Origin of the sequence: Vibrio aquimaris, from assembly GCF_009363415.1 — a bacterium.
Classification (GTDB): domain Bacteria; phylum Pseudomonadota; class Gammaproteobacteria; order Enterobacterales; family Vibrionaceae; genus Vibrio; species Vibrio aquimaris.
The window spans coordinates 1,759,212-1,782,612 of sequence record NZ_CP045350.1; the positions used below are offsets into that span (position 1 = coordinate 1,759,212).

At 41.5% G+C, this 23,401-nt stretch carries 22 protein-coding genes, 2 pseudogenes and 1 riboswitch; of the genes and pseudogenes, 10 read left to right on the forward strand and 14 right to left on the reverse strand.

The window, feature by feature from the left end:
* Window positions 1-66: 66 nt before the first annotated feature.
* Together FIV01_RS08230 and FIV01_RS20600 are read right to left on the reverse strand one after the other, a co-directional pair.
* Window positions 67-663, reverse strand: a complete 597-nt coding sequence (locus FIV01_RS08230; protein ID WP_152430572.1) for a GTP cyclohydrolase II — start codon at window positions 661-663, stop codon at window positions 67-69.
* Window positions 664-874: 211 nt separating this feature from the next.
* The gene (locus tag FIV01_RS20600; RefSeq protein ID WP_202408531.1) at window positions 875-1,051 is read right to left on the reverse strand and encodes a hypothetical protein; all 177 of its coding nucleotides are present in this window, start codon (window positions 1,049-1,051) and stop codon (window positions 875-877) included.
* Between the two features lie 292 nt (window positions 1,052-1,343).
* On the opposite strand from FIV01_RS20600, the gene FIV01_RS08235 reads away from it, so the two are divergent.
* Window positions 1,344-1,763: a BLUF domain-containing protein gene (locus tag FIV01_RS08235; RefSeq protein ID WP_152430573.1), complete on the forward strand. Its 420-nt coding sequence runs from the start codon at window positions 1,344-1,346 to the stop codon at window positions 1,761-1,763.
* Here the strand turns inward: FIV01_RS08235 and FIV01_RS08240 are convergent.
* Complete coding sequence (locus tag FIV01_RS08240) at window positions 1,760-2,671, reverse strand: LysR family transcriptional regulator (RefSeq protein ID WP_152430574.1); 912 nt, start codon at window positions 2,669-2,671, stop codon at window positions 1,760-1,762. The genes FIV01_RS08235 and FIV01_RS08240 overlap by 4 nt on opposite strands.
* Before the next feature lie 123 nt (window positions 2,672-2,794).
* On the opposite strand from FIV01_RS08240, the gene FIV01_RS08245 reads away from it, so the two are divergent.
* Window positions 2,795-3,850 (forward strand): HlyD family secretion protein, encoded by a 1,056-nt coding sequence (locus tag FIV01_RS08245; protein ID WP_152430575.1) that lies wholly within the window; start codon window positions 2,795-2,797, stop codon window positions 3,848-3,850.
* A 2-nt stretch (window positions 3,851-3,852) separates the two neighbouring features.
* Window positions 3,853-5,403, forward strand: a complete 1,551-nt coding sequence (locus tag FIV01_RS08250) for a DHA2 family efflux MFS transporter permease subunit (RefSeq protein WP_152430576.1) — start codon at window positions 3,853-3,855, stop codon at window positions 5,401-5,403.
* Between the two features lie 14 nt (window positions 5,404-5,417).
* Here the strand turns inward: FIV01_RS08250 and def are convergent, their stop codons facing one another.
* The 5 genes and pseudogenes from def to FIV01_RS20605 all read right to left on the reverse strand — a co-directional run bounded on the left by def (window position 5,418) and on the right by FIV01_RS20605 (window position 9,416).
* Window positions 5,418-5,918 carry a peptide deformylase gene (def, locus tag FIV01_RS08255; RefSeq protein WP_152430577.1) on the reverse strand — a complete coding sequence of 167 codons (501 nt, stop codon included), beginning with the start codon at window positions 5,916-5,918 and terminating at the stop codon, window positions 5,418-5,420.
* A gap of 18 nt (window positions 5,919-5,936) precedes the next feature.
* Window positions 5,937-6,404 (reverse strand): annotated as a pseudogene (locus FIV01_RS08260) (DUF3291 domain-containing protein).
* A gap of 197 nt (window positions 6,405-6,601) precedes the next feature.
* On the reverse strand, window positions 6,602-8,374 hold the full coding sequence (locus FIV01_RS08265; protein WP_415846731.1) for a putative bifunctional diguanylate cyclase/phosphodiesterase: 1,773 nt from the start codon (window positions 8,372-8,374) through the stop codon (window positions 6,602-6,604).
* Window positions 8,375-8,506: 132 nt separating this feature from the next.
* Window positions 8,507-9,238: a chromosome partitioning protein ParA gene (locus FIV01_RS08270; RefSeq protein ID WP_152430578.1), complete on the reverse strand. Its 732-nt coding sequence runs from the start codon at window positions 9,236-9,238 to the stop codon at window positions 8,507-8,509.
* 19 nt (window positions 9,239-9,257) lie between these two features.
* A complete protein-coding gene (locus FIV01_RS20605) occupies window positions 9,258-9,416 on the reverse strand; it encodes a hypothetical protein (protein WP_172971825.1) in 159 nt (52 codons plus the stop codon).
* 247 nt (window positions 9,417-9,663) lie between these two features.
* Here FIV01_RS20605 and FIV01_RS08275 point away from each other — a divergent pair, with 247 nt between their 5' ends.
* Window positions 9,664-10,002, forward strand: a complete 339-nt coding sequence (locus FIV01_RS08275) for a 50S ribosome-binding protein YggL (protein ID WP_152430579.1) — start codon at window positions 9,664-9,666, stop codon at window positions 10,000-10,002.
* A gap of 42 nt (window positions 10,003-10,044) precedes the next feature.
* Here the strand turns inward: FIV01_RS08275 and FIV01_RS08280 are convergent, their stop codons facing one another.
* The gene (locus FIV01_RS08280; RefSeq protein WP_152430580.1) at window positions 10,045-10,287 is read right to left on the reverse strand and encodes a hypothetical protein; all 243 of its coding nucleotides are present in this window, start codon (window positions 10,285-10,287) and stop codon (window positions 10,045-10,047) included.
* Between the two features lie 397 nt (window positions 10,288-10,684).
* A riboswitch (glycine riboswitch) is annotated at window positions 10,685-10,785 on the forward strand.
* Between the two features lie 106 nt (window positions 10,786-10,891).
* Between FIV01_RS08280 and FIV01_RS08285 the strand changes: the two genes are divergently transcribed.
* A complete protein-coding gene (locus tag FIV01_RS08285; protein ID WP_152430581.1) occupies window positions 10,892-12,262 on the forward strand; it encodes an alanine/glycine:cation symporter family protein in 1,371 nt (456 codons plus the stop codon).
* A 56-nt stretch (window positions 12,263-12,318) separates the two neighbouring features.
* Here FIV01_RS08285 and FIV01_RS08290 read toward each other — a convergent pair whose 3' ends face one another.
* Together FIV01_RS08290 and FIV01_RS08295 are read right to left on the reverse strand one after the other, a co-directional pair.
* Window positions 12,319-12,972 (reverse strand): isochorismatase family protein, encoded by a 654-nt coding sequence (locus FIV01_RS08290; protein ID WP_152430582.1) that lies wholly within the window; start codon window positions 12,970-12,972, stop codon window positions 12,319-12,321.
* An 18-nt stretch (window positions 12,973-12,990) separates the two neighbouring features.
* Window positions 12,991-13,704 (reverse strand): NUDIX hydrolase, encoded by a 714-nt coding sequence (locus FIV01_RS08295; RefSeq protein ID WP_152430583.1) that lies wholly within the window; start codon window positions 13,702-13,704, stop codon window positions 12,991-12,993.
* Window positions 13,705-13,952: 248 nt separating this feature from the next.
* Here FIV01_RS08295 and pncB point away from each other — a divergent pair, with 248 nt between their 5' ends.
* A complete protein-coding gene (gene pncB, locus FIV01_RS08300; protein ID WP_152430584.1) occupies window positions 13,953-15,194 on the forward strand; it encodes a nicotinate phosphoribosyltransferase in 1,242 nt (413 codons plus the stop codon).
* A 52-nt stretch (window positions 15,195-15,246) separates the two neighbouring features.
* Here pncB and FIV01_RS08305 read toward each other — a convergent pair whose 3' ends face one another.
* Window positions 15,247-15,873, reverse strand: coding sequence for a LysE family translocator (locus FIV01_RS08305; protein ID WP_152430585.1), 627 nt, complete (start codon window positions 15,871-15,873; stop codon window positions 15,247-15,249).
* A gap of 226 nt (window positions 15,874-16,099) precedes the next feature.
* On the opposite strand from FIV01_RS08305, the gene FIV01_RS08310 reads away from it, so the two are divergent.
* From FIV01_RS08310 to FIV01_RS08325, 4 genes and pseudogenes are all read left to right on the forward strand, one after another.
* Window positions 16,100-17,581: a carboxypeptidase M32 gene (locus tag FIV01_RS08310; RefSeq protein WP_152430586.1), complete on the forward strand. Its 1,482-nt coding sequence runs from the start codon at window positions 16,100-16,102 to the stop codon at window positions 17,579-17,581.
* A 124-nt stretch (window positions 17,582-17,705) separates the two neighbouring features.
* A pseudogene (locus FIV01_RS08315) lies at window positions 17,706-17,959 on the forward strand (transposase); the annotation flags it as partial.
* A gap of 402 nt (window positions 17,960-18,361) precedes the next feature.
* Window positions 18,362-18,886 carry a winged helix-turn-helix domain-containing protein gene (locus tag FIV01_RS08320; RefSeq protein ID WP_152430587.1) on the forward strand — a complete coding sequence of 175 codons (525 nt, stop codon included), beginning with the start codon at window positions 18,362-18,364 and terminating at the stop codon, window positions 18,884-18,886.
* 737 nt (window positions 18,887-19,623) lie between these two features.
* A complete protein-coding gene (locus FIV01_RS08325; protein ID WP_152430588.1) occupies window positions 19,624-20,859 on the forward strand; it encodes a hypothetical protein in 1,236 nt (411 codons plus the stop codon).
* Between the two features lie 46 nt (window positions 20,860-20,905).
* On the opposite strand, the gene FIV01_RS08330 is transcribed toward FIV01_RS08325, so the two are convergent.
* The gene (locus FIV01_RS08330) at window positions 20,906-21,652 is read right to left on the reverse strand and encodes a DUF3726 domain-containing protein (protein WP_152430589.1); all 747 of its coding nucleotides are present in this window, start codon (window positions 21,650-21,652) and stop codon (window positions 20,906-20,908) included.
* Window positions 21,649-23,358 carry a hypothetical protein gene (locus FIV01_RS08335; RefSeq protein ID WP_152430590.1) on the reverse strand — a complete coding sequence of 570 codons (1,710 nt, stop codon included), beginning with the start codon at window positions 23,356-23,358 and terminating at the stop codon, window positions 21,649-21,651. The genes FIV01_RS08330 and FIV01_RS08335 overlap by 4 nt, the downstream gene beginning before the upstream one ends.
* Window positions 23,359-23,401 lie beyond the last annotated feature (43 nt).

A 23,401-nucleotide genomic window follows, 5' to 3' on the forward strand; every position in this document is an offset into this window, starting at 1 on the left:
TTTTTGCAAGTCATATACGAGAAAGCCCCATAAAAATGAGGCTTTTGTCAGGAGAGGTTCAAGGCATTACAATTTCAGATCATGGTTCCCATGAGCAATTTTTGCTTTGAGATAGTTCTTATTACCGTCTTTAACATGAGCAGACGTGTTAATAGATTGCTCCACTGCAATACCATGCTCACTCAACTCTCGAATCTTTTTGGGATTATTGGTAATCAATTGAATTTTCGACACACCAAGCGCTTCAAGCATCTGCGCTGCTTCAGAGAAATCACGAAGATCATCACCAAAACCTAAATGATTGTTCGCCTCATAAGTATTCATCCCTTCACTCTGTAGCTTGTAGGCATCGATCTTGTTATACAGCCCAATTCCTCTTCCCTCCTGTCTCAAGTAAAGGATTACACCACCTTGCTCTCCAAGCCTACGGATGGTTTCATCTAATTGTTCACCACAATCACATCGAGAAGAATGAAACACATCGCCAGTCAAACACTCAGAGTGTATACGAACGACAGGAACAGATTGTGTTTTGTCAGCTTGTTTAAATACTATCGCTACGTGTTCTTTATCCGTCTTGAGCCCTTCAAAAGATAAGAGTTCAGCCTCTATGTCGCTATTCACACCGACTTTAAAATCTACTCTGGCTCTAACTTCCGCCATAACCCTACTCACTTGATTCATTATTATTGTCTGTTTCTTTGATTATAGAAACCTTACGGGTGACTAACTAAGAGGATTCATTTGGTATAAATCAATGGTCAGATCACTTAATGTTATAATATAACATCTTTGGTTTTAGGCAATAAAAAACCTCAGCGGATTCTATCACTGAGGTCTTTTAATGTGTACAAAAGAAGGATACTTATTGTGTTTAGTGATTATGACTGTTCTTCCATACAGAAAGCTCAACCCACATATCTGCAAGAAACTGCAGTTCTTCTTCAGTGAGTAAAGAGAGTGTCGGCTTAGTATGCGGCAAAGAGTAGGCCTGCAAAGCGCTAATTTGGGCATAAAACTCTTTACGCAACTGAGATATGTTTGTTTCCACCACGGTTCTCTGCCTGTCTTTGCAAAAATAAATAACGAAAGCTACGCACGATTAAAATGATAACAAACTTGATAATTGCAGCAATTCAGCAAACTGCGTTTTGCAACATAGTTCACATTTGGTTTTAATGTCATACCTTTACAATTCAATGAATTATCTCACAATATTCCTCATCTACGCTGAATTACTTAAATACAGTTTGTATGACAGTTAATATTACATTACCCAAACTAGCTTAGTTGCATATACTGTATACATGTCGTTCAAATAACCCCACGTAATGGAGCGCTATATGTTTCTAGTCAGATTGGTGTATACGAGTGAGATTACTGAAGGTGTGACGGAGTCAGATATTCAAAACATCTTAGATAAAGCACGTAAAAAGAATACAGCATTACATGTCACTGGCGTGTTACTGTTTAGCAGAAAGTATTTCCTTCAGTGCTTGGAGGGCTCAAGAGAACAAGTGAATAAGGTTTACCATCACATCCTAAACGACAACAGACATAAAGATGTGGTGTTACTAGATTACTCAGAAGTTAATGAAAGAGAATTCGCCGACTGGTCTATGGGTTACATTCCTGAGATGGAGATAACGCGACCGATTACTCTAAAATACTCAGAAAGTGCAAGTTTTGAGCCTTATAGCATGTCTGGCTCAAGCGCGCATAATCTGCTAACAAGCTTAACCAAGGCCATCAATGTGGTTTAGTGATTTGCCCGAGTATTAGACTCAAATGCCTCGAGTAGATAGCGAATAAATACTTTCTTTCGTTTAGGCATCAACTGTCGGTCAGCATAGACTAGGCTCACCGAGACTTCAGGCATTGTATATTCAGGTAGCAGTTGAACAAGCTTACCACTGGTAAAGTGCTCTCGGCATATAAACTCAGGTAATACTGCAATCCCCAGACCGTCTAGGCATGCTTTGAGACAGGCAGTAATTGTGTTCACCCGCAAACGATAAGGTAGATCTATCTGTATCGAGTCTTTATCTTTGGGTGCAATCAAGTGCCATTTAGGTAACTTAACTGCGCGACTATACACGTCAACCATTTGGTGAGGACTCTGGAGATCTTGATGTGAGCTGATTTTACCAAACTCGTCCAGATACTCTGGACTAGCCGCCAAGACACGTTGAGATTTGGTTAGGTGTCTTGAAATTAAAGCGGAATCTTGTATCTCCCCCACTTGTGCGTAGAGATCGATCCCTTCGGAAATAATATCCACTTCTCGATTCGATAATTCAAGATTGACGGTGACATTAGGGTATTGTTTTAGAAACGTGTTGATGTATGTACCTAACACTTGATGGCCCAACTCAACTGGCAAAACAACTTTTAGTGGGCCACGGATCAAATCTTGGTTAGCTGATACTTCGAGTTCTGCTTGATTCAACAGTTCTAAAATTTGCAAGCTAGATTGATAGAAGCGCTCTCCTTCTGGTGTCAAAACCAGGCTTCTAGTGGATCGTGTTACTAACCTAACACCCAAATGCTTTTCTAATTCCACCAATTTTCGACTAACTGTCGACTTAGTCATATCTAATGCATCAGCCGCATGGGTAAAGCTTCCACAATCAACAACTTGAGCAAAAACAGTAATAGCGTTTAAATCCACCCTTCCCTCCTTGATTTGATTGGTAAGATATTTGCAACAGTGTTTTCCTTTTTTCCTATCTTATCAGTTAATCATTTTCATTTACAATTTGTGATCATTAACAGTAACGATTAGAGACACAGCATGACGGATTCAACCCATATCAGACCGCAGAAACAAAGCAATAAAGTCCTGTTTATCGCAACCAGTGCGATAATGATTATCGCCATACTCTGCATTGGATATTGGCTTGGGTACGCTCGATACTTTGAATCCACCGATAACGCCTACCTGCAAGGAGACATAACAACTATACGACCAAAAGTCTCCGGTTATATTGCCAAGTCTTTCGTTAGCGATAACCAGAAAGTAAAGAAAGGAGATTTACTGGTAGAGCTTGATCCACGAGATTATGTAACTGAACTTGAACAAGCAAAAGCTCACCTCGCGGTATCAGAATCAAGTATCGATAATCTATCGGCACAAAGAACCTTGCAAGAAAGTCAAATAAAACAGGCTGAAAGCCGCGTAGATTCAGCCAAAGCTGAATATCAACGCTCCGCTCAACAGTTGGAGCGTTCACGTAGTCTTCGCAAGAAAAATTATGCTTCCCAAGACGAAGTCGATGATATGCTCGCACAGCAGAAAGTCGCTCTTGCAGAACTTAATGAAGCCAATGCTAACCTAGTCGCGGCTCATGACCAACTGTCCGTAATTGACAGTGACATTCGCCAAGCTGAAGCCGCTATTACCGAATCTAAAGTGGATGTTGACCAAGCTGAACTTAACTTGAGTTATACAAAAATTTATGCTCCCGCAGACGGTATCATTGGAAAAAGAAGTGTGCGCCAAGGGCTCCTTGTTCAATCCGGAACCCCGCTAATGAGCCTTGTACCTACGAGTAATATTTGGGTGGAAGCCAATTTTAAAGAAACGCAAATTGGTGATATTCATAAGGGACAAAAAGTGAACATTGAATTTGATGCTTTCCCTGATCAGCCTCTAACAGGCATAGTGGACAGTTTTTCTCCAGCGACAGGAGCAAAATTTGCACTACTTCCACCAGAGAATGCAACGGGTAATTTTACAAAAGTCGTTCAGCGGGTGCCAGTTAAAATCACCATACCCAATCAACAAAGTCTTAAAGGTCGACTACTACCCGGACTGTCTGTTGTCACCACAATCGACACTCGGGGTTAACCATGTCTGTAAACCCTGCGTACACTCATGCCTCCGCCGAGGATGACGTACCGATAAAAAATTGGATTGCTTTAATTGGTGGTTTAATTGGTGCTTTTATGGCTATTTTAGATATCCAAATCACCAATTCATCGCTCAAAGATATTCAAGGCGCGCTGTCCGCCACACTCGATGAAAGCTCCTGGATATCAACATCCTATTTAGTCGCAGAAATGATAGCTATCCCACTCAGTGGTTGGCTATCTCAGGTATTAGGCAAGCGCAGATACCTCACATGGACAACAAGCATCTTTACCTTATCCTCGCTGTTGTGTTCATTGTCTTGGAATATGACATCAATGATTGTGTTTCGAGCTATGCAAGGCTTCAGTGGCGGCGCATTGATCCCACTCGCTTTCTCCTTAGTTGTTCAACTACTTCCTCTAAACAAACGTGCTGTGGGTATGGCTTTATTCGGTGTCACCGCCACCTTTGCACCGGCAATTGGGCCGACATTTGGCGGCTGGCTAACCGAGAACCTTTCTTGGCATTACATTTTCTACATCAACGTTCCTCCAGCAATTCTTCTTATCGTTATGGTTCGTTATGGCTTAGACGATGAGGTAGCTAGCTTTTCAAAATTTAAAAAAGCAGATTGGTTTGGCATCGCAACAATGGGAATAGGACTTGGCTGTCTCGAGGTGGTGCTCGAGGATGGCAATCGCGAAGAGTGGTTTAGCTCTCAATTTATTATTGCTCTGAGCGCTATCTCTGCTGTTAGTTTAATCTATTTTGTGATCAACGAGCTGCAACACAAAAAGCCACTGGTCAATCTCCGATTACTCAGGGACCGTCAATTTGCTCTCTCATGTATCGCTTACCTGATCTTAGGGATGGCATTACTGGGTTCCATTTATGTTCTACCCCTATACTTAACGCAAATTCAACAGTTTAACGCTATGGAAATAGGCCAAGTACTCATGTGGATGGGGTTCCCACAGTTACTGTTTTTCCCATTAGTACCAAGGCTCACCCAAATCATAAAGCCCAAGTACTTGGTTACATTTGGCTTTGTTATGTTTGGTTTAAGTTGTTTCGTCAATACACATATGACTATAGACTTTGGCGGGCAGCAACTTATTCTATCAATGCTTCTTAGGGCGGTAGGAAGCCCATTTATTATGGTTCCCCTATCTTTGGTCGCAATGAAGAACATCGATAATCATAATACTGCTGATGCATCCACATTAACCAATGTGATGCGCAATCTTGGAGGCGCTTTTAGCATTGCTATCATAGCAACTTTGTTAGATAACAAAACTCGTGAGCACTTATCTCATATTAAAGAGTCACTACCCTACGTTAGTACCAAGGCCTGGGATGTATTGCGTGAGCAGCAGTCATATTTCATGCAAGCTGGAAGTGACGCGGTAACGTCAATTCAGCAAGCAGAAGCTGTGTTACTTGACACCATGCAGCGTGATGCTGCAATTATGGCGTATAACGATGTGTTTTTAATTATGAGCATATTCTTAGCGATAGCGGCTGTACTGATACTAAGTATGAAAGATTAAGTCAGATCTTTAAGTTAAGATGCCTTTAAGTGCTTCTTAACTTTTTTCAGCGCCATCCGTTGCTTAAGTGGAGATAAATAGTCGATAAACAATTTACCTGATAAATGATCAATTTCATGCTGCATCACAATTGCAAGAAAATCATCACTTTCAACACGAATTGGTTGCCCATACCTATCTATAGCTTGTACTGTAACAGATGAGTAACGCTCAATATCAGCGTAATATTCAGGTACAGATAAGCACCCTTCTTGGTTATGGATCGGGTTATTGCCTTCTACGATTTCGGGGTTTATCAGTATCAAGGGGTTATCACGGTTTTCAGACAAATCAATGATCACAATAGATTCTCTGTGTCCAACTTGTGTTGCCGCTAAACCGATACCATTACTGGTTGCATACAGTGTCTCTAACATATCATCAATCAATCTCTGTATTGATTGAACATCTTCTACCTTTTCGGCTTTGGTCCTTAACCGTGGATCAGGTGCTGTCAGTATATTCAAAACTGTCATAATGACATTATCCTTAACTTAGCTGACTCCATGCCTATCTGCATATAGGTCAGCAGCAGTAAAATTTGTTTTAAAAGTAAAAGCTAAAGGGGTATCACCTTTTGTTCTAAGGTGGTCAAGTCTCTCAATAGCTTATTGCGGCGTGGGAATATGGCCGTCTTCTATCCACCAAAGCACGTAAGTGTCTTCTGCGACTTGATGAAACCATTCTTTTTTTCGGCGCATAAAATCTCTATGAATAGTGCGAAACATAAAGTCTTTCAGCGAGTCTGCCGTTTCCCACACTGATATATTGACTATGATATTTGGGTCATCAAAAAGCTGAATACTTGTTGCATCTCCTGAATCATCTTTAAGTCGCCAAATGAATCCTTCACTTTGCTCGGCAATAGCATTGACTTTCTCCAAGTTGTCAATAAAGTCCTTTATATTGGGGTGATCTGATGGATATTTAGCATGCGCGATATTGAGAAGTGCTAGTTTCATTTTAACTTCCTAGACACCATGATGCAATATATAAATAGAAAACTCAATATCATGTTGAGCTCAGCAGTTTCATATATACATATTCATTTCAGTTAGTTTCAATAAAGAAGCATCACGATGCACGATAAATGAAAGACATTACCGTGCTATATTATGGTTTCTTACAGCCCTGAGTCGAGGCAAGAAAACAAAACCGATTACTCTTTCATACTTTGGTTATGATGTTCAACTAAGGATATAAACTCGCTCGGTGTCAGAGGTTGAGAATACAAGTAACCCTGATAGGCGTCGCATTTTTCTTGGCGTAACACTTCGAGCTGCTGCTCATTTTCTACTCCTTCCGCAACTACGCTAATATCTAGGCTATGCCCCATTTGGACTATTGTTTTGAGTAGGATCCGATCCGCTTCATGTATTGCGCACTCATTGACGAAATACTTATCTATTTTTAGAACATCAACTGGCAAATGCTTTAAGTATTTCAAGCACGAGTATTCCACACCAAAATCATCCACTGCGATTGATACACCCAACGCTCTTAATTGGTTACATATCTCAGTCACACCTTCAGGATCCTTCATTAATGTCGACTCAGTAATTTCAATCTGCAAAAGGTGTGAAGGAAGTTGAACCTCTCTAAGAATTTCACAGATAGCCTTAAAGAGGTCAGCATCATCAAATTGAACGGTGGAGACATTTACTGAGACACAAATATCAATACCTTCAACATGCCAAGCTTGCACTTGCTCACAAGCTTTGCGCAAGATCCACTGACCCAAAGGTACAATTTGTGCAGTCTTCTCTGCAATTGGAATAAACTCTGCGGGCGAAATAGAGCCTAATTGAGGGTGCTTCCAACGGATAAGCGCTTCGGCCCCAATTATCTTTCCATCTTCTATTGCAACTTTGGGCTGATAATACAAAACAAACTGATCACTGAGAAGTGCCGCTTTTATTTCAGTTTCAATCTGATGCTGGCGAATGGTCTCATTCAACAACTGGTCATCAAACCAACACACAAAGCCTGCTCCTTGTGAAAGTGCTTTATAGAGAGCAAAATCCGCATTTTTAACCCAGACCTCATTATTGTCAGGCGCATCCTTAGCTAAAGCGATACCAATGCTGAAACCCAGCCTATGAGTGGTATTTTCCATATGAAACAATGTCTTTTCATGCCGGCGCAGCACGTCGACAGCTTCAACCAGTGTAGGTCTAAGTTCAGAACTCTCGACAACCAAAGCAAATTCATCACCACCAAGGCGATAAAACTTTCCATAACCTCCGATCAGATCATTAATATGTTTTGCAAAGGCAATCAACAACATATCACCATATCGGTACCCAAGTCTGTCGTTTATATGTTTAAATCCATCTAAACCTATGTGTAGTAGTCCAAATTTTTCAGCATTATGTCTATCAACAACTTTGATATCCTCGTAAAATGCATGCAGGTTAGGCAACTTTGTTAAGTAGTCTGTAATACTTTGAAGCTGATAAATGCGCGCTTGTTTACGAGTCTCAACATAAAAGTAAGCCATCATTGTCGCAAAGATTGTAATAGCACTAGCTTCAGCCGTAATTTCAATAAACAGGCCAACATCCAGTGAAGTTAATTGGTACAAATACCCATTGATGAGACCAGCAGCTACAGCAATAGACCACATTGAGCCGGGAAAAAGGACAACATAGCATAGGGGTAAGAGAATTAGCCCGCTTCTGATCACTCCAACTTCCAGAGGCTCAATTAACCCTCCTACTAAGAACAAAGCAAGGGCCGAAAAGGCAAATAAGTGTTTAAGGCGAACATCTGACACCCATAAAGCAACAACCATTACAAATGGCACCAGCAGAAAAACGTTACTCCAAATATGGGGTTGGGTGACTAAACCATATGAGATAACTGCTACAGAACATAAATAAGCAAGGTCTGCAATAATCGTCATCCATTTTTCACTTACATTTTTACTCACCTTACTACCCTACAATTATTCAACCAATATCTTCATACTCCTTAAACCTAGTCTTTAATTAATCCCTTGACGAATTTGGTAGAAAAAAACCTCCGTGTTAGGAGGTTTTTGTCTCAAATCAAGTGAAGTGATTCACAAACCTAACTCACTAGCTAACGCCTTAATCTGTTTTAAGTCCATTTGATGCACACGAATCATTTGATTAACATGGCTTAAGCGAGAATTAGCTTCATCCTGTTTGTCACATGCATCAGATTTAGCTTCCCACGACGTTCCCGCCAAGTACAAATCACAGTCAGCTTTTAATTGTTTTAACTTTGGCTGAAGATCATCACGCTCTTTTTCTAAAGCTTCCAATTCCTGCTTCACTTTAAGCTCCTGCTGAAATAATTCGCGTGAACGTTCAAACATGGTCGCTTGCATATCCGCTTGTCTATTCAACTTACGATTTTCTTGTGTCGCCTGGGCAATATTTTGTTTCTGCTCGTTGAGTTGCTCTTCTAGAGAAAGGTTCACTTTTTCCAATTCAGCAACCTGATCATTTAAGCTTTTTATGGTTTCATCAAAAGTGTGTTTCTTTTCATCTATCGCCTTAGTTAACTTAGCTTGGATCTCAGCATCGACCTGAGCCACTTTGTCTTCGACTTCGTCAGTTAACTGCTTTTTCTCTTCCACTAGTTCCTGATATTTGGTTTCTAACCCGTAGTATGCCTCTTGCCATTTGGAAGAAGTCAAAGATGAGCCTATCAGTCCACCTAGAGCAGCTCCTAGTAAACCAGCAATGATTATGTACAGGTAGCTCCGCTTATCTCTTTCTTCGATAACTACAACATCATCATTTTCAACATCAGACTCGTTATTCACTGTTTTTGCTCCTACTGAATTAACGCATTAGCTCGGTCACGACTAAAGCCGAGGTGTAGATTAAAAAACCTGAAATCATGGTAATAACGACATACCTTTGCAGTTTTTCATTGGTCCGATATCGAATCAGTACAAAGGCCAATGCAGCCAAAAATACGATAGCGATCAATCTCGTCATACACTCTCCTTAGCCAACCGAACAAGTTTTCCTCTTACTTGCTTTAAGTTATACCATTTTTTGAGGTTCTAAGGTCAGCGCCAAGTCTGTTTTACGCGCTTTTGGCTCAAACAATCATTTAAAGATATCAACCTTATCTCAAACTACTACGCATCAATCAGTTATTTCACATAACACAGCTCACAAATTTGGGTAGACAGTAAAAATGAGGTATAAATAATGATCTTATGTCCAAGGTGTAATGATAATGAAACCATTCAAGTTAGATAACAAAAAGCGTCGCATCAAAAAGAAACTATTTCTTGGTGAGTTTGCGATGCTCGGATTTGAAGTAAGCTGTGATACAAAGATACAAGACTTTGATAGCTACGATACCTTTGTTGATGAGTTTATTGACTATATCGACACTTTAGACTTAAGTTTCGGCGGAGGTGGCCTAGAGCTTTTTGAAGGCTTTATCTGCCATGCTGAGAGATATAAAAGTGTTAGTAGTGAGCAACAAGCAAAAGTTGTTTCTTGGCTTGAGGCTCGCAAAGATGTGAAAGCGGTTCGTGTGGGGGAATTAGTAGACGCAAACTACTTTTAGCACCAAGCACAGGTAACGCCACACAGGCGTTACCTATCTTCTTCACCTTACTTCAAGGCCTAAGTTGTATTGGGCTAGGCATCGAGTGACATAACTCACCTTCAAAAATGCCGCTATGATAATAGTACTGATATGCGCGGCTACCTGCGCCTCTAAACTGAAGGCATCAGCATATGGATACGCAATGATCACACTCACAACCAGTGCTAAAAAAGTGATTACTAGGCCAATATTTGAAACAGCCAATAGTGTTTTAAATGTATTGCGAGTTGGTTGATTAAACATAATGACTCCAGTGCTTACGTTCATTTCCTTTACACTTAGCATTTCCCTTGCCAACTTTAATAACTCATAAATATCAACAATTTAAGTCAACCCACACCAAAAAAAAGAGTCATAATGACACATTAAATTATTAGGTCAAAATGACACATAAAAAATCAAAAGACTCTTTTGGGTGATATCTTTAATCAAAAAATACATTGAATTGCACAATAAACATGATAAATTTCACACTTCGATTGTGACCACACTTTCGACTTACTTTTGTTTAGTAATTAAACAATCGTTCCAATGAAGATGGCAGGAGAGTGGTTTTTCGCCAATTTGCATGCAAATGGCCGAATAACCTACCGAAGAAGTAAATCTTTCAGGTGCTGTGCATTCAGCGTGGACTGTCATTGGAGGAACCTCTGGAGAGAACCGTTTGATCGGTCGCCGAAGGAGCAAGCTCACGACAAATTAGTGAGTGAAACTTTCAGGCAAAAGGACAGAGGAGTGCAAAGAATAACGCAGATAACGTAAACTTTTTGTCCAAAATCTTGGCTTGAGCCATGGTCTGTGCGCTTTCACTCTTCTCCTTAGTAACATTTATCACTATGGGGAATTCATGAACAATCTTCAATCTTTACTTACCACAATAGACAACTTTGTCTGGGGCCCTCCACTATTGATACTGCTGGTCGGTACTGGTGTCTATTTCACGTTTCGTTTAGGACTACTTCAGTTTAGATACCTGCCAAAAGCATTAACCATGCTGTTTAGTAAACACGACTCTAGCAAGCAAGGAGATGTATCTAGTTTCGCCGCTTTATGTACCGCTCTTTCTGCCACTATTGGTACAGGTAATATCGTTGGTGTCGCCACCGCCATTAAGCTAGGTGGTCCTGGTGCTTTATTTTGGATGTGGCTAGCGGCTCTTTTTGGTATGGCCACCAAATACGCAGAGTGTCTCCTTGCGGTTAAATATAGAAAAGTGGACGCTAATGGCCAAATGATCGGCGGGCCTATGTATTACCTTCAAGATGGCGTGGGCTCTAAACTTCTTGCAACCTTGTTTGCTATTTTTGCCCTACTCGTTGCCTGCTTTGGTATCGGAACGTTTCCTCAGGTCAACGCGATTCTCGATGCAAGCGAAATATCTTTCGGTGTGCCACGTTCATTCGCCACGATTACGCTGACTCTTTTGGTCGCTTTCGTCACCTTAGGTGGCATTAAATCAATCGCTAAAGTGGCAGGTAAAGTCGTCCCTGCAATGGCAATATTTTACGTATTAGCATGTGTTGGCGTCATCATAGTTAATGCCGATCAGTTGATCCCTGCCATCCAACTGGTGCTTGTTTCCGCCTTTAGCTCTAGCGCTGCAACAGGAGGTTTTTTAGGGGCAAGCATCATGCTTGCGATTCAATCAGGCATTGCAAGAGGCGTTTTCTCCAATGAATCTGGTCTTGGTAGCGCTCCTATGGCTGCCGCAGCAGCTAAAACAGATTCTTGCGTGAAACAAGGTCTAATTTCAATGACAGGGACCTTCTTTGACACCATCATAATATGCACCATGACTGGGCTGGCTCTAATTCTGACTGGAGCGTGGCAAAGTGACTTCTCAGGCGCAGCAATGACGACTCATGCATTTGCTGTTGGACTTGATGCAGCAACACTCGGTCCTGTGCTTGTTTCCACTGGCCTTATATTTTTTGCCTTCACAACGATTCTAGGTTGGAACTATTACGGTGAGCGCTGCGTGGTATTTTTATTAGGAACGAAAGCTGTTTTACCTTACAAAATAGTATTTGTTGCTCTAGTCGCATCCGGTGCATTTTTACACCTCGACATGATTTGGATACTTGCCGACATTGTTAACGGACTGATGGCCATCCCCAATCTCATTGGATTACTTGCCCTGCGCAATGTCGTTACCGAAGAGACCAAACTTTACTTTAGCCAGTTCAACCAAGCCACAACAAGCAAAGCAATCACTTAATTCATAATGCGTATACAATGCGAAGCTTAATAACTTCGCATTGTTTATTTCACTCTTTATTCGCTGTCTATGCCAGCCGCTCCTTCGACCAAACATACTCCCTTCTCAAAAAATTCTTGAATTAATTGGTCTACATTTTCAGGGAATACTGCCCGTGTCGAGGCTAAGTTTAAAATCACCTTAAAGCCTGCGTCTAACAATTGTTCTATCGATTTTTTTACACAAAAGTCTAACGCTAAACCGCCCACGATAACGGTTTCAACTTTGTTAGCTCGCAAATACTCAATTCCACCAGTCGACAAAACGTCCGCTTGATCATGATAAAAAGCCCCATAGGGATGGGCGTCAGGGTCCATGCCCTTATTTATCTGGAAATCATAATCTCGAATCTGTGGCAAACCGGGAAGTAGTTCTGCTCCTAGCGTCCCCACGATGCAATGCGGATTCCATTTAATATCAACCTCCGGAAGGCCGACTGGCTCAAGCATGTTTTCTGGTTTTTCCGCTTCCCAAGCAACACCTGATGGGTGCATATCTCTCGACACTAAACAAAAATCAGCCTTGCTGTGGTTTTCGATTAACTCGCCCACTATCTCAAGAGCACCAGCAACAGGAAGCTCATTTGGACATAGCTCACTAAAACCTTTTTGAGGATCAACATCAATTGACGCGGTTTTACTTTTTTCTACTTTCACCGTTTGTAAAAACATGACTTACTCCTAGCACCTCTAACGCAGGCAAGTTTGAAAATACGTTACCGTATTTTCAGCCAAACTATATACCTGAGCAGGTTTTCCACCTTTTCCTCGATTGGTCGAGGCCATTTTATTTGCACTGACAATAACACCGGTATCGATAAGGCGTCGTTTGACTGTCATTCTGTTTACTTCAACACCAAACTTTGCGTAAGCCGCTATGATGTCTGAAACTAAGAATTCTTTATCCAAAGTAAACAAAGCAACCGAGGTATACTCCACTGCTGCTCTAAGCTTTTTCCACGCTAATTGAATTAACTCCGCATGATCAAAAGCCAGTTCCATTTGATTATCTAAGATGGTATTTAAAGAAAACCACTTGAGGTGTTCTTGCCCCAAACCACAATTATCTATTTGTTCAATATTGGCTCGATTAACAAGCGCGTAATGGGCAATGGTGACACTCCAACCATCTGGATCACGCTTAGGATTACCGTCAACCATAGGTTCGCTAATGTAATTTGGATATGTGTGAATCTTTTGGCGACAAATGCGTTTGCGCGCTGCCTCGAAATCTTGATCAGCGTTTTGCCCGCCATTTTGAGACATATCTTGCTCAAAAACAAACCCACCGGGAATAGCCCAAAGGCCTGGCTGTGGACGCTCTGGATTGGCTCTTTTAATCAACAAGGTTTCCAGTCCATGCTCACCAAGTCTGAGGCATATCATGTCGATTGTGACAATCATTATCGATTCTCAAAGTTCTTAAACTGTCACGTACCTTACCACTGAAATGTTGCGGGTCAATAAGAAAGTAACAAATAGTGACTAACCTCATTAAATAGCATTGCTATATATATGAGTTAAATTAGAATGATTACTATGAATTAGATCAAATCTACACAATACAAGTTAATAACATAATTTGACAAACTATGTATGCTTTGATTAAAGTCCCCTAAATCAACATAACAGACACAGTTAGGATAGGCTTAATGAGCGCTTCACTGTTTAACGATACGATTATCCAAAGTGCATTAGATCTTGACGTATATAAAATCAATATGATGTTTGCGGCTCGTAAGTACTACCCTAATACTCAAGTTCGTTATGAGTTCATCGTTCGTTCCAAAGAAGATCTGTCTGACCTAAAAACTCAAGTAAATCGAGAAATCAATCAACTAGCCAACTACCAATTTGGTGAGCAAGAAATTGGTTACCTTAAGAATCAAGCTACTTATCTCGATGAGGACTTTTTTCACTATCTAGGCGAATTTAGATTCAAGCCCATGCAGCAAACGGCAGTAAGTGTCGTTAATGGGCAGCTGCGTGTCTCAATAAGTGGTATTTGGCACGAAACGATTCTCTACGAAACCCTTGTTATGAGTATTATTTCAGAGGTGCGCAACAAGGCGCGTTGGGGCTGCATTCCAGAGCAACAATTTACACAAACTCTAGAAAAGAAAATTGCTGTCCTAAGAGCTGAATTAGACAAAAGGCAAATCACCAATTTTCAGTTTTCCGAGATGGGAAGCCGTCGTCGGTTCAGCTCTAAAGTGCAATATGAGCTTATCCGTTACCTAAGCCAACATGCTCCAGACTTGATGTCTGGTACCAGTAATTATCACCTCGCCAAACAATTTGGCATAAAACCAATAGGGACAGTCGCTCACGAGTGGTTTATGGCCCATCAACAGTTTGGTAATCCCGCGCTTTCGCAACAAGTTGCCTTAGACACATGGCACCAAGCGTTTAATGGCACTCTTGGAATCGCCTTAACCGATACCATAGGCATTGATGCGTTCTTAAAAGACTTCACCTATGAGAGAGCAGCAGCCTATGCGGGAGTTCGCCATGATTCTGGCAGCCCATTTGATTGGGGCGATAAAATTCTAGCTCACTACCAATCGCTCGGTATCGACCCAAAATCCAAGACTTTGATATTTACTGACGGGTTGAACTTCGAAAAAGCGTTGGAAATCTGCCAATACTTTGGTGACAAAGCGAAAATCAGCTTCGGAATCGGTACATTTCTCGCCAATGATATGGGCGATTGGTCTAATGATAGCAATAGCTATCAACCTCTGTCTATGGTAATAAAAATGACAGAGTGCAATGGTTCTTCAGTTGCAAAAATTAGCGATGAGCCAGAAAAAGCCATGTGTGAAGACCCGATTTTCCTCACTGACTTAAAACAGCGTTTTGGACTACCAAACACACTCGATAAAGCAAGTTAAGTCAACAAAACACCTTTTAGTGCCTTAGGTTAGGCGCTAAATCATACTTGGTTCAGTCTTCGCTCATTAACTTGATACCTAACCCTACCAAAACAACGCCCGTCGTTGCCTCCATCCTACGCATGAAGTTCATGTTACCGATCATGTTTTTGGCGCAACTTAACGACACAGCTAAACCGCTTTGCCAAATCATGGCGATAACAAAGTGAATGCTTGCCATGGTCATTGTTTGGGCGATTGCCGAACCCTCAGGGTTTATAAACTGAGGTAAAAAAGCCAAGTAGAACACAGCCGTTTTGGGATTAAGCACATTCGATAAAAAGCCTTCTCTAACCGAGCGTTTTATACTGCTTTGGTTTTGAATTCCTAACCAACTGATGGCATCAGATTTTCCTTTGTAGATATCCTTAAGTGTACTTAGCCCCAGCCAAATAAGGTAAACAGCGCCTATCATTTTGACCATACTAAACAACTGCGCTGACTGAGCTAAAATTGCCGAGATGCCCACAGCGGATAAGGTCGCATGCACAAACAGACCAATGCAGATGCCAAGACTGGCAGCTATCCCATCTTTCGCTCCTCCACGGGAGGCGTTTCTTATCACTAATGCGGTGTCTAAGCCTGGGGTTAAGGTCAAAATAGTAATGGAAATTAAAAAGGCTTCGATATTAGCGATCATCCTGACTCCTAAACAACGATATCTGAAGTGCTTTTATATTTAACTGCTCTTTTTAACACCAAATTGCCTTGTTGGAAAACACTAATAATTATTTGGGGTTAATGAATATGATTCCATAACGTGAGATATAACAGATAATTAATCGCATTATTAACTGGGAACACTTGGTATCAGCGTTTGAGATTGATACACTTTTAGCCTTATAAATAGTCAAGGAAGAACGCTAATGAGCGCATTTGAAAAACTAAAGCAGCATTCAAAAAAGATTTCTCATTTCAATCACCTTGCGGCTATCTGCGGCTGGGACCAAGCGGCGGTTATGCCAAGCGGCGGCAACCAAGCTCGCTCCGAAGCCATGGCTGAATTATCTGTCCATATCCATAGTCTGCACACACTACCTCAATTAGAAGAATGGTTTAACCAAGCAGAAAATGAACCTCTTGAGTCAGCAGATAAAGCAACATTACGAGAGCTAAAACGCGAATGGCAACAAGCCAACGTATTACCAGAGTCCTTAGTCCAAGCCAAGTCACTAGCCGGCTCTAAGTGTGAGCATGCATGGCGAACTCAGCGCAAAGACAATGACTGGGCTGGGTTTGAAAAAAACTGGGCAGAAGTGGTGCAACTTTCTCAAGAAGAAGCGCAGATCCGAGCAGAAGCAAATGGCACAACACCTTATGACGCTATGTTGGATATCTATGAACCAGGCACCAACTCTGCCTCTCTTGATACGCTTTTCTCCGATGTAAAAAGTTGGTTACCTGATCTTATCAACCAAGCGATCGAAAAACAGTCCAGTGACCAATACCTAGTGCCTGAGGGCGAATTTTCATCAACGAAACAAAAAGCGTTAGGTTTGGAAGTCATGAAGATGCTGCAATTTGACTTCAACCACGGACGTTTGGACGAGAGCATGCACCCTTTTTGTGGTGGCATACCAACCGATGTTCGTATTACCACTCGCTATGATGAGAATGAGTTCGCTCAGTCATTAATGGGGATTATTCATGAAACTGGCCATGCTCGCTACGAGCAAGGATTACCCAAATCACTATCAGGTCTTCCTTCTGGTGAAGCCCGTTCTATGGGTATTCATGAATCTCAATCATTATTTTTTGAAATGCAAATAGGTCGAAGTAACCGCTTTATCGCCCATTTAGCAAACTATGCCGCAAAACATTTTGATGGGCATAATCCTGAGCTTTTCTCACAAGAGAACTTTTACAAGCTCTATACTCGCGTGAAAAAGGATTTTATTCGCGTAGACGCCGATGAACTCACCTACCCTGCTCATGTGATACTGCGTTATGAGATTGAGCGTGACCTAATTAATGGAAAAATTAAGCACACAGACGTTCCTGAGTTGTGGAATGATAAAATGCAAACCTATCTCGGCCTTTCGACCGAAGGTAACTATCGCAATGGCTGTATGCAAGATATCCATTGGACAGACGGAGCATTTGGTTACTTTCCAAGCTACACATTAGGCGCTATGTATGCGGCTCAATTTATGGCGTCAATGCAAAAGAGTGTCGATGTGGATGCAGCCATTCAATCGGGTGATCTCACGTCTATCTTTAGCTGGCTGTCTGATAACATTTGGAGCAAGGGAAGCTTGTTGACAACAGACGAGTTAGTCAAACAAGCAACAGGCGAAACCCTGAATGCGGCGCATTTCCAAAACCATTTAAAAAGTCGTTATCTCTGATTATTTTGATTTGGTGGGTACGAGCACCCACCTTTGGACAATTTCGTGTTTTGTTTTTTCCGAGTTGGTGAATAGTCGGATTAATTTGGCTAGGGCAAAATGAAAGACCTGCCCCGAGCACTTTATGGATTTATATTCACGACGCATTGTGGGATGGCACCTTGATAAACGTATGACCACGGATTTGGTGAGCAAAGCGATGATGAAAGCCTATAACCTACGCCAACCACGTAAAGGCTTGGTGTTTCACTCAGACAGAGGATCGCAATATACCAGTAAACGATATCGCAATTTACTGGCTAACTATGGAATAAGAGCCAATATGGATGATGTTGGAGCGTCAATACGGTAGTTGAACGGTTCTTTGGTAACCTGAAAAAGTTGCGCAGAACATAGCTAAACGTAATTACGGACGAAGTTTTGCACTCCTAGCGGATGTTGTGAAAGATGTTCGCGTATAGATGGAGTGAAAGAAATGGAGGCTCATCAACAGGTTATAGCATGATCCTCCATACACCACATTTGACAATAGCTCTGGCGTCAGAAGTGATTTGTGTTTTGTCTTTACGATTAGCCATGTATAGCCTTATTTATTGTTCTGTAATTCGTTTTCCTAGCACAAAGCTTCCCAATAGAGAGTTTGCCCTGAATGTATCAGATCAACCGGCCAATCTAATAGTCGCTGAACTGGTCAGGCTAATTGTCGCTCAATAAACTATACTATTACCCGTAGCTATTTTTGAAAAATGTTGCAAATTTGGTCTTTTGAGAGGTTAGAATTTGAAGAATTTACATTTAGGTAATGGCATTTATTTTAATAGTTTAAGTGGGAAACTCACTAAAGAAGGGGTGGTAATTAAGGCTCTAGGACTGAAGGAAACTAATCTGTTGACATTGCTCTGCGGTAAACAAAACGAAATCATAAGCCATGAGGAGATCTATCAGAAAATTTGGCCCAATGTGATTGTATCGGAAACATCCCTGACAAAACTTATCTCTCTTCTTAGAAAATCTATTTCTCCTTTGGGGCTTCCAATTGAGGTTAAAACTTACCCTAAGGAGGGCTATGGAATAGTTTGTGATAACGGGTTCGAAATTCAAGAAGTTAATGTTGAAGACTCAGAGGGAAACGAAGAACTCGGTCAGAAAATACTACATGGTAGCTTACAAATGACAAGTGGTAACAAAAGATCAGGTATAAGCACTCAACTTAGCGCTTTCAAAAAGTGGCTTGTTATATATAGTGCAGCATTTGCATCGATGCTATTGCTCCTTGAGATCTTTGTACTGGAATTGTTACTGTAAACTGATGATGTGTATGCTTCATCGGTGGAGCACACTGTGTTGGCAAGAGCTGTCTCCGTTATTCCCCACGCCCAGATTTTCCATAGATTACTTAATACCAAAAGGGATGGGTGCGCAGAAGCTTATATTGTTGCATATACTCACTCGTAATTTTATATCGGATGATGATACTCTATTGAAAATATATGGTTATGCTGAACCCTAATCCTAGTGTTCGGCAGTTGCGTGAAAAATCCCAAAGTGGCATGTTTAATTACTCTACTTTGGAAGCTAATAAATTGTTATGTCGCGAGCGCAGGCTAGAAAAAACAACATAATGGGGTCAAGTCTTGCTTCTTGTTACCCATGAGTTTTTCTATATCAAATCTACCCCATGATTTTTGTTCGGACTTCGACCTGCAACCCACTTTGGGCAAAAGTCAGCCAGCACAGTTCTACATTCGTAAGTTAAAACTATAAAAGACTTCATTTTATCGAGGTATTGCGCGACTATTCGGAATGCCTATGGTGATTGACTAAGTCCTCCCCTCATCATTAGCGATCAAAACCTCTGTCTATTCGACCTTTCACGGAACAAAGCCAGTATTAAGTGTGAGTTTTACCTCGATACCAATAGGTGTCAGTTAGACCAAATCCGCACCAAACTGTTAAATTGATCAATAGAAACCTAAACTATTGATAAACACACAAACTGAATTTGCATACTCATGCTGCTGTGCTTGGTGCTGGAGGCTGATATGAAAATGAATCTACTCAAGCGGTTCATTAAAGATAAAATATTTGGAACAACATCTCAATCGGCAAGAGGTGTTCAGATTGCTGAAATGGCCGATGCTCGTATGGGCGCCATGTACATGCTTGCGAGTACCGAAATTGCCAAAATAGCTACCATATCCAACGCACACTTTTTCGGTGCATTTGTCGTAGGCACTGAACCCTTGTCAGATTTTAAGCAAGCAGCGGATAGTTTACTAAGTAATACCGAAGCAATGGCAAAGTTGAAAAAGTCCAAAGCCGCGAAAAAACTATCTAAAGCTGTCAAAAAAGCATCTGAAGTCACTTCCTCGGTGAAAAATAGCATTAAGGATCTGTTTGCAGACTTTTTTCGTACATTGCTTGATAAGATAAAGCACATTTATGGCGACTTGCTTCATGGGATAGAATGGTTGTCTGAAGTGGGAACTTGGCTTATTAGTAAATTCGCTGGTAATTTAGCGAGTGTGGTTCCCGGATGGGGACACGTGCGAGGTGCATCCGCTCTCTATTCTGATGTAAAAAAATCGGTATTGAAATCACGAGACCTTATCACCCAGATATATCAAGGGAGAGGCGTTGAATTGTTGGGTGGTCATCCCAGTATCATATCTAAAAGTCTCGCCCGCCATTCAGCAGCTGGAGCACTTGGTGGCATAAAAGACTTTACGCTAACTGTAGCTGGAATTGCAGGTGCCACGGCTGTGGGTGTCGGTTCCTTGGTCAGTCTTATCATCAGCGTACTAGAACGCATTATTAAGTTGGTCGACTTTTTTGTTCAGCGGTCATTGTTACAAAACACATTAGAGCGTGCGAAAAAAGAGTGGCTTAACCGAACCTCTAATGCCAGCATGCTCAAGGACCATAAATTGTTTTCAGAGTGGTTTCAAAGTGCGGTAGTAACGACTCCAATCGTAGCGGCTCTTGTGATGGGAAGCGGATTTGTCGGCCACCCCTATCGGTTTGCTCAACTTTTGACACCAAAACTTGAAGCCGTATCACAAGGCGAATTTGATAAAGCAGTGGTTTACATCAACAAACTCAAGTCACTGTCAACAAAATACGTACAAGAATATATTGGCAGTTACAAAATCGATTTTTCCAGTACAGATGGCGTAATAAACGCACGATTAAATGAACTTAAAAAAGGCAAAGGTTTACTCGACGGACGAGAGTTTGCCGTGCAAAGCACGCCAAAATATCAAACAACCACTGTCTAATAAAAAGCCAAGACGAATGCCTTGGCTATATATCTTAAACCTTCACCTAGCTGAAGCACTCGGGTTTAGACAGAGTTTCACCTGCCCCCTTTTCTGAACGCTCATTGGTGGCGACAAGGTTACGCTTTGACTGAACAACAAGGTAATCCCATTCTTCATCCTCTACATAAATGCCATCTCGCCACGATAGTTCTTTGGTTACAAGTAACTGATGAGAGTGTATATGGCGAGAGCCTTCCATCTCATCTTTAGGTAACTCAAAATCGCTGCTGGAAATTTCAATGTCAACAATATCACCCATAGATCGATAATGTTCGGTGACATCTTGATAAGTAATCTCCGGCACTGTCTGTCCCATGTTTAACACATAGAAGATTTGCCTAGCGCTATCCTTATCGTACCAACTTGCTCTGGACGCTTTTCCTTTTACTGCCAATTGTAATAACTCACCATGAATGAACCAAGGATGGTTACATCGTGCAATACGGATAAAAACAGACTCAGCTTGAGTTAGGTGATCCATCGCGACATCAATCACAACCGGAAAATGACAAGCAAGACTGCCGTAGCCCAAGTCAAAACTAAGCCTATTGTCATTGACATCACGGTATTGCATGGCATTATCTGGCCCCCAGCACCGACTCGCTTGGTTGAATTGGCGCACACCATCAAGACCAAGCATCTGCAGATCCACTACCATAGCGGCTATGATATCCGCTTCACCACATAAGCGCTGCTCCCCTCGAAAGGCTTTCTCAACCGCTGAAAACAACTCATTGTAGGATACCATCATACCACCGCCTCCTCTTGTGACTCACAGTTTGGTAGTAGCGGAAATAGCCAGTCATCATTTAACTGTTTTGCCTTAATATCAATAAATAGCGGCGCTCCTTGGAAAAATGTGACTCGAACCCAACGATCAGAGCGTGGATCAAACTTAGTCGCTCCTAGCATAGCTAATTTGCAACGTAGCAAATCAATAGGTAAAGCATCTTTTCTTAATATGTTGACTTGAATATCTCCCATGGCTCGATGAGCCATTGTCCATACTCTGCGAGCCATGGTTCGAAATTGAGGAAAATGCAACAAAAATTGAGCAATGCTAGATTGAGAATCATAGCCGCACACTTGGTAATAAAGGCGATTCACTTGGCGGCCAATATCAAGAGTTAACTCTTTATCTTCGCCCTCTTCAAGACCACGAACTCCCAATCTAGGTTCCTCTTTATCTTGCGAGCGATACCAAAACCAATAGGTGTTTTCAGCTTGATTGTAATCGTCGTCAATCGCCCAACGGTACTTTTCCTCAATAAGTTTCTTTAACTCGCCTACCGAATAAGTAGCATCTATGGTTAGCACTTCTTTAGCATTCATCTGCTCTTCAAACTCATCAACGGCTTCAGGATAAAGTTCCATCAAGCAAGAAAGTGCCACTTCCTGGGTTTGTGCTGAATAGTCAGCAAAATACTCAAATGCATACGACCAAGTTTTATTATGGCGACTGCTATCACCCGAGTGTTCAATCATGGCTTTCAGTTCTACTATCGTTTGGTAATTCGCTGATTCTTGAGTCTTGTTGATAGTGCGTATTTGCTTAAAGTGGCGGCTAGCTCTCTCTATTAATTGATAAAACCGACCTCGTACATTCTTATCTGGTAACCTAGATAAAGTTCTAGATAGCGCCTTTTCCCTTGCGGTCATCCACTGATCGACAACACATGGGTGATTGATAAGATATGGCGCCATACCTAAACCCGTCGCATTACCAATACCGAGATAACGCGCTAGTTCTTTATTCAGCGTGACAGCCTCACTACCTCCGGCCTGCTTAGCCAAAAAGTTAATCCAGTCTAAACTAAACTCTCGAAGAAGATAGACGGCGCACATTTGTGCACTAAATGAATATCGAAAGTCTGAGTTGTTCTCAAGTGTTTTAAAATCAGCGATCCCGAACTTTCCGTTACCATATACTGCCGTTGTCCGCAGTACATAACCCGTTTCTGTAAGCAGCTCTAAAGCAGGTTGAGCGCCATGTGCAAGACTAGAAACTAGGCTGTCGAAAATACGAACACTTTTGTTTGCACGCCCTAAAACTAGGACGCAATTTTTATAACGCCCAGCTTCTTGCACGGGCACATTATCACGCAAAGATGCCAAAAGTTGGTCGTCAATCTCTCCGATAACAAGAGCAAAAGTGACGTCCCATTTTTCTGCAATAACACGATCATTTCGTTCTTGGTCGGCGATTTCATCGCAAAACACAACCAAGTGATAGGTATTTTCTTTTGTTGTTAAGCGGTAAATCACGTGCCCATAGCCAAGTTCGTTCAAGCACCACCATTGACAGGCCAACTTCCATTTTTCTCGAGACATTCTCCGGATTAGACTGCGGGCAAAACTGATTCTATTTTGATGCATGACACCTAGCCTTTTAGCATCCATTACAATATTTCTATCACGCAGTGACATTGATGTATCAGTAGTTTTTTGCGCATCCATTTTACTCACTACCTTTTGCTGTTATTGGTTTAATATAGGGATT

Excerpts from the sequence above, each read along its gene's own strand:
- FIV01_RS08325 (WP_152430588.1), top strand. The coding sequence starts at position 19,624 with ATGAAAATGAATCTACTCAAGCGGTTCATTAAAGATAAAATATTTGGA.
- def (WP_152430577.1), bottom strand. The coding sequence starts at position 5,918 with ATGACAGTTTTGAATATACTGACAGCACCTGATCCACGGTTAAGGACC.
- FIV01_RS20605 (WP_172971825.1), bottom strand. The coding sequence starts at position 9,416 with ATGACGAGATTGATCGCTATCGTATTTTTGGCTGCATTGGCCTTTGTA.
- FIV01_RS08235 (WP_152430573.1), top strand. The coding sequence starts at position 1,344 with ATGTTTCTAGTCAGATTGGTGTATACGAGTGAGATTACTGAAGGTGTG.
- FIV01_RS08245 (WP_152430575.1), top strand. The coding sequence starts at position 2,795 with ATGACGGATTCAACCCATATCAGACCGCAGAAACAAAGCAATAAAGTC.
- FIV01_RS08250 (WP_152430576.1), top strand. The coding sequence starts at position 3,853 with ATGTCTGTAAACCCTGCGTACACTCATGCCTCCGCCGAGGATGACGTA.
- FIV01_RS08280 (WP_152430580.1), bottom strand. The coding sequence starts at position 10,287 with ATGTTTAATCAACCAACTCGCAATACATTTAAAACACTATTGGCTGTT.
- FIV01_RS08275 (WP_152430579.1), top strand. The coding sequence starts at position 9,664 with ATGAAACCATTCAAGTTAGATAACAAAAAGCGTCGCATCAAAAAGAAA.
- FIV01_RS08310 (WP_152430586.1), top strand. The coding sequence starts at position 16,100 with ATGAGCGCATTTGAAAAACTAAAGCAGCATTCAAAAAAGATTTCTCAT.
- FIV01_RS08305 (WP_152430585.1), bottom strand. The coding sequence starts at position 15,873 with ATGATCGCTAATATCGAAGCCTTTTTAATTTCCATTACTATTTTGACC.
- pncB (WP_152430584.1), top strand. The coding sequence starts at position 13,953 with ATGAGCGCTTCACTGTTTAACGATACGATTATCCAAAGTGCATTAGAT.
- FIV01_RS08335 (WP_152430590.1), bottom strand. The coding sequence starts at position 23,358 with ATGGATGCGCAAAAAACTACTGATACATCAATGTCACTGCGTGATAGA.
- FIV01_RS08290 (WP_152430582.1), bottom strand. The coding sequence starts at position 12,972 with ATGTTTTTACAAACGGTGAAAGTAGAAAAAAGTAAAACCGCGTCAATT.
- FIV01_RS08230 (WP_152430572.1), bottom strand. The coding sequence starts at position 663 with ATGGCGGAAGTTAGAGCCAGAGTAGATTTTAAAGTCGGTGTGAATAGC.
- FIV01_RS08285 (WP_152430581.1), top strand. The coding sequence starts at position 10,892 with ATGAACAATCTTCAATCTTTACTTACCACAATAGACAACTTTGTCTGG.
- FIV01_RS08330 (WP_152430589.1), bottom strand. The coding sequence starts at position 21,652 with ATGATGGTATCCTACAATGAGTTGTTTTCAGCGGTTGAGAAAGCCTTT.
- FIV01_RS08295 (WP_152430583.1), bottom strand. The coding sequence starts at position 13,704 with ATGATTGTCACAATCGACATGATATGCCTCAGACTTGGTGAGCATGGA.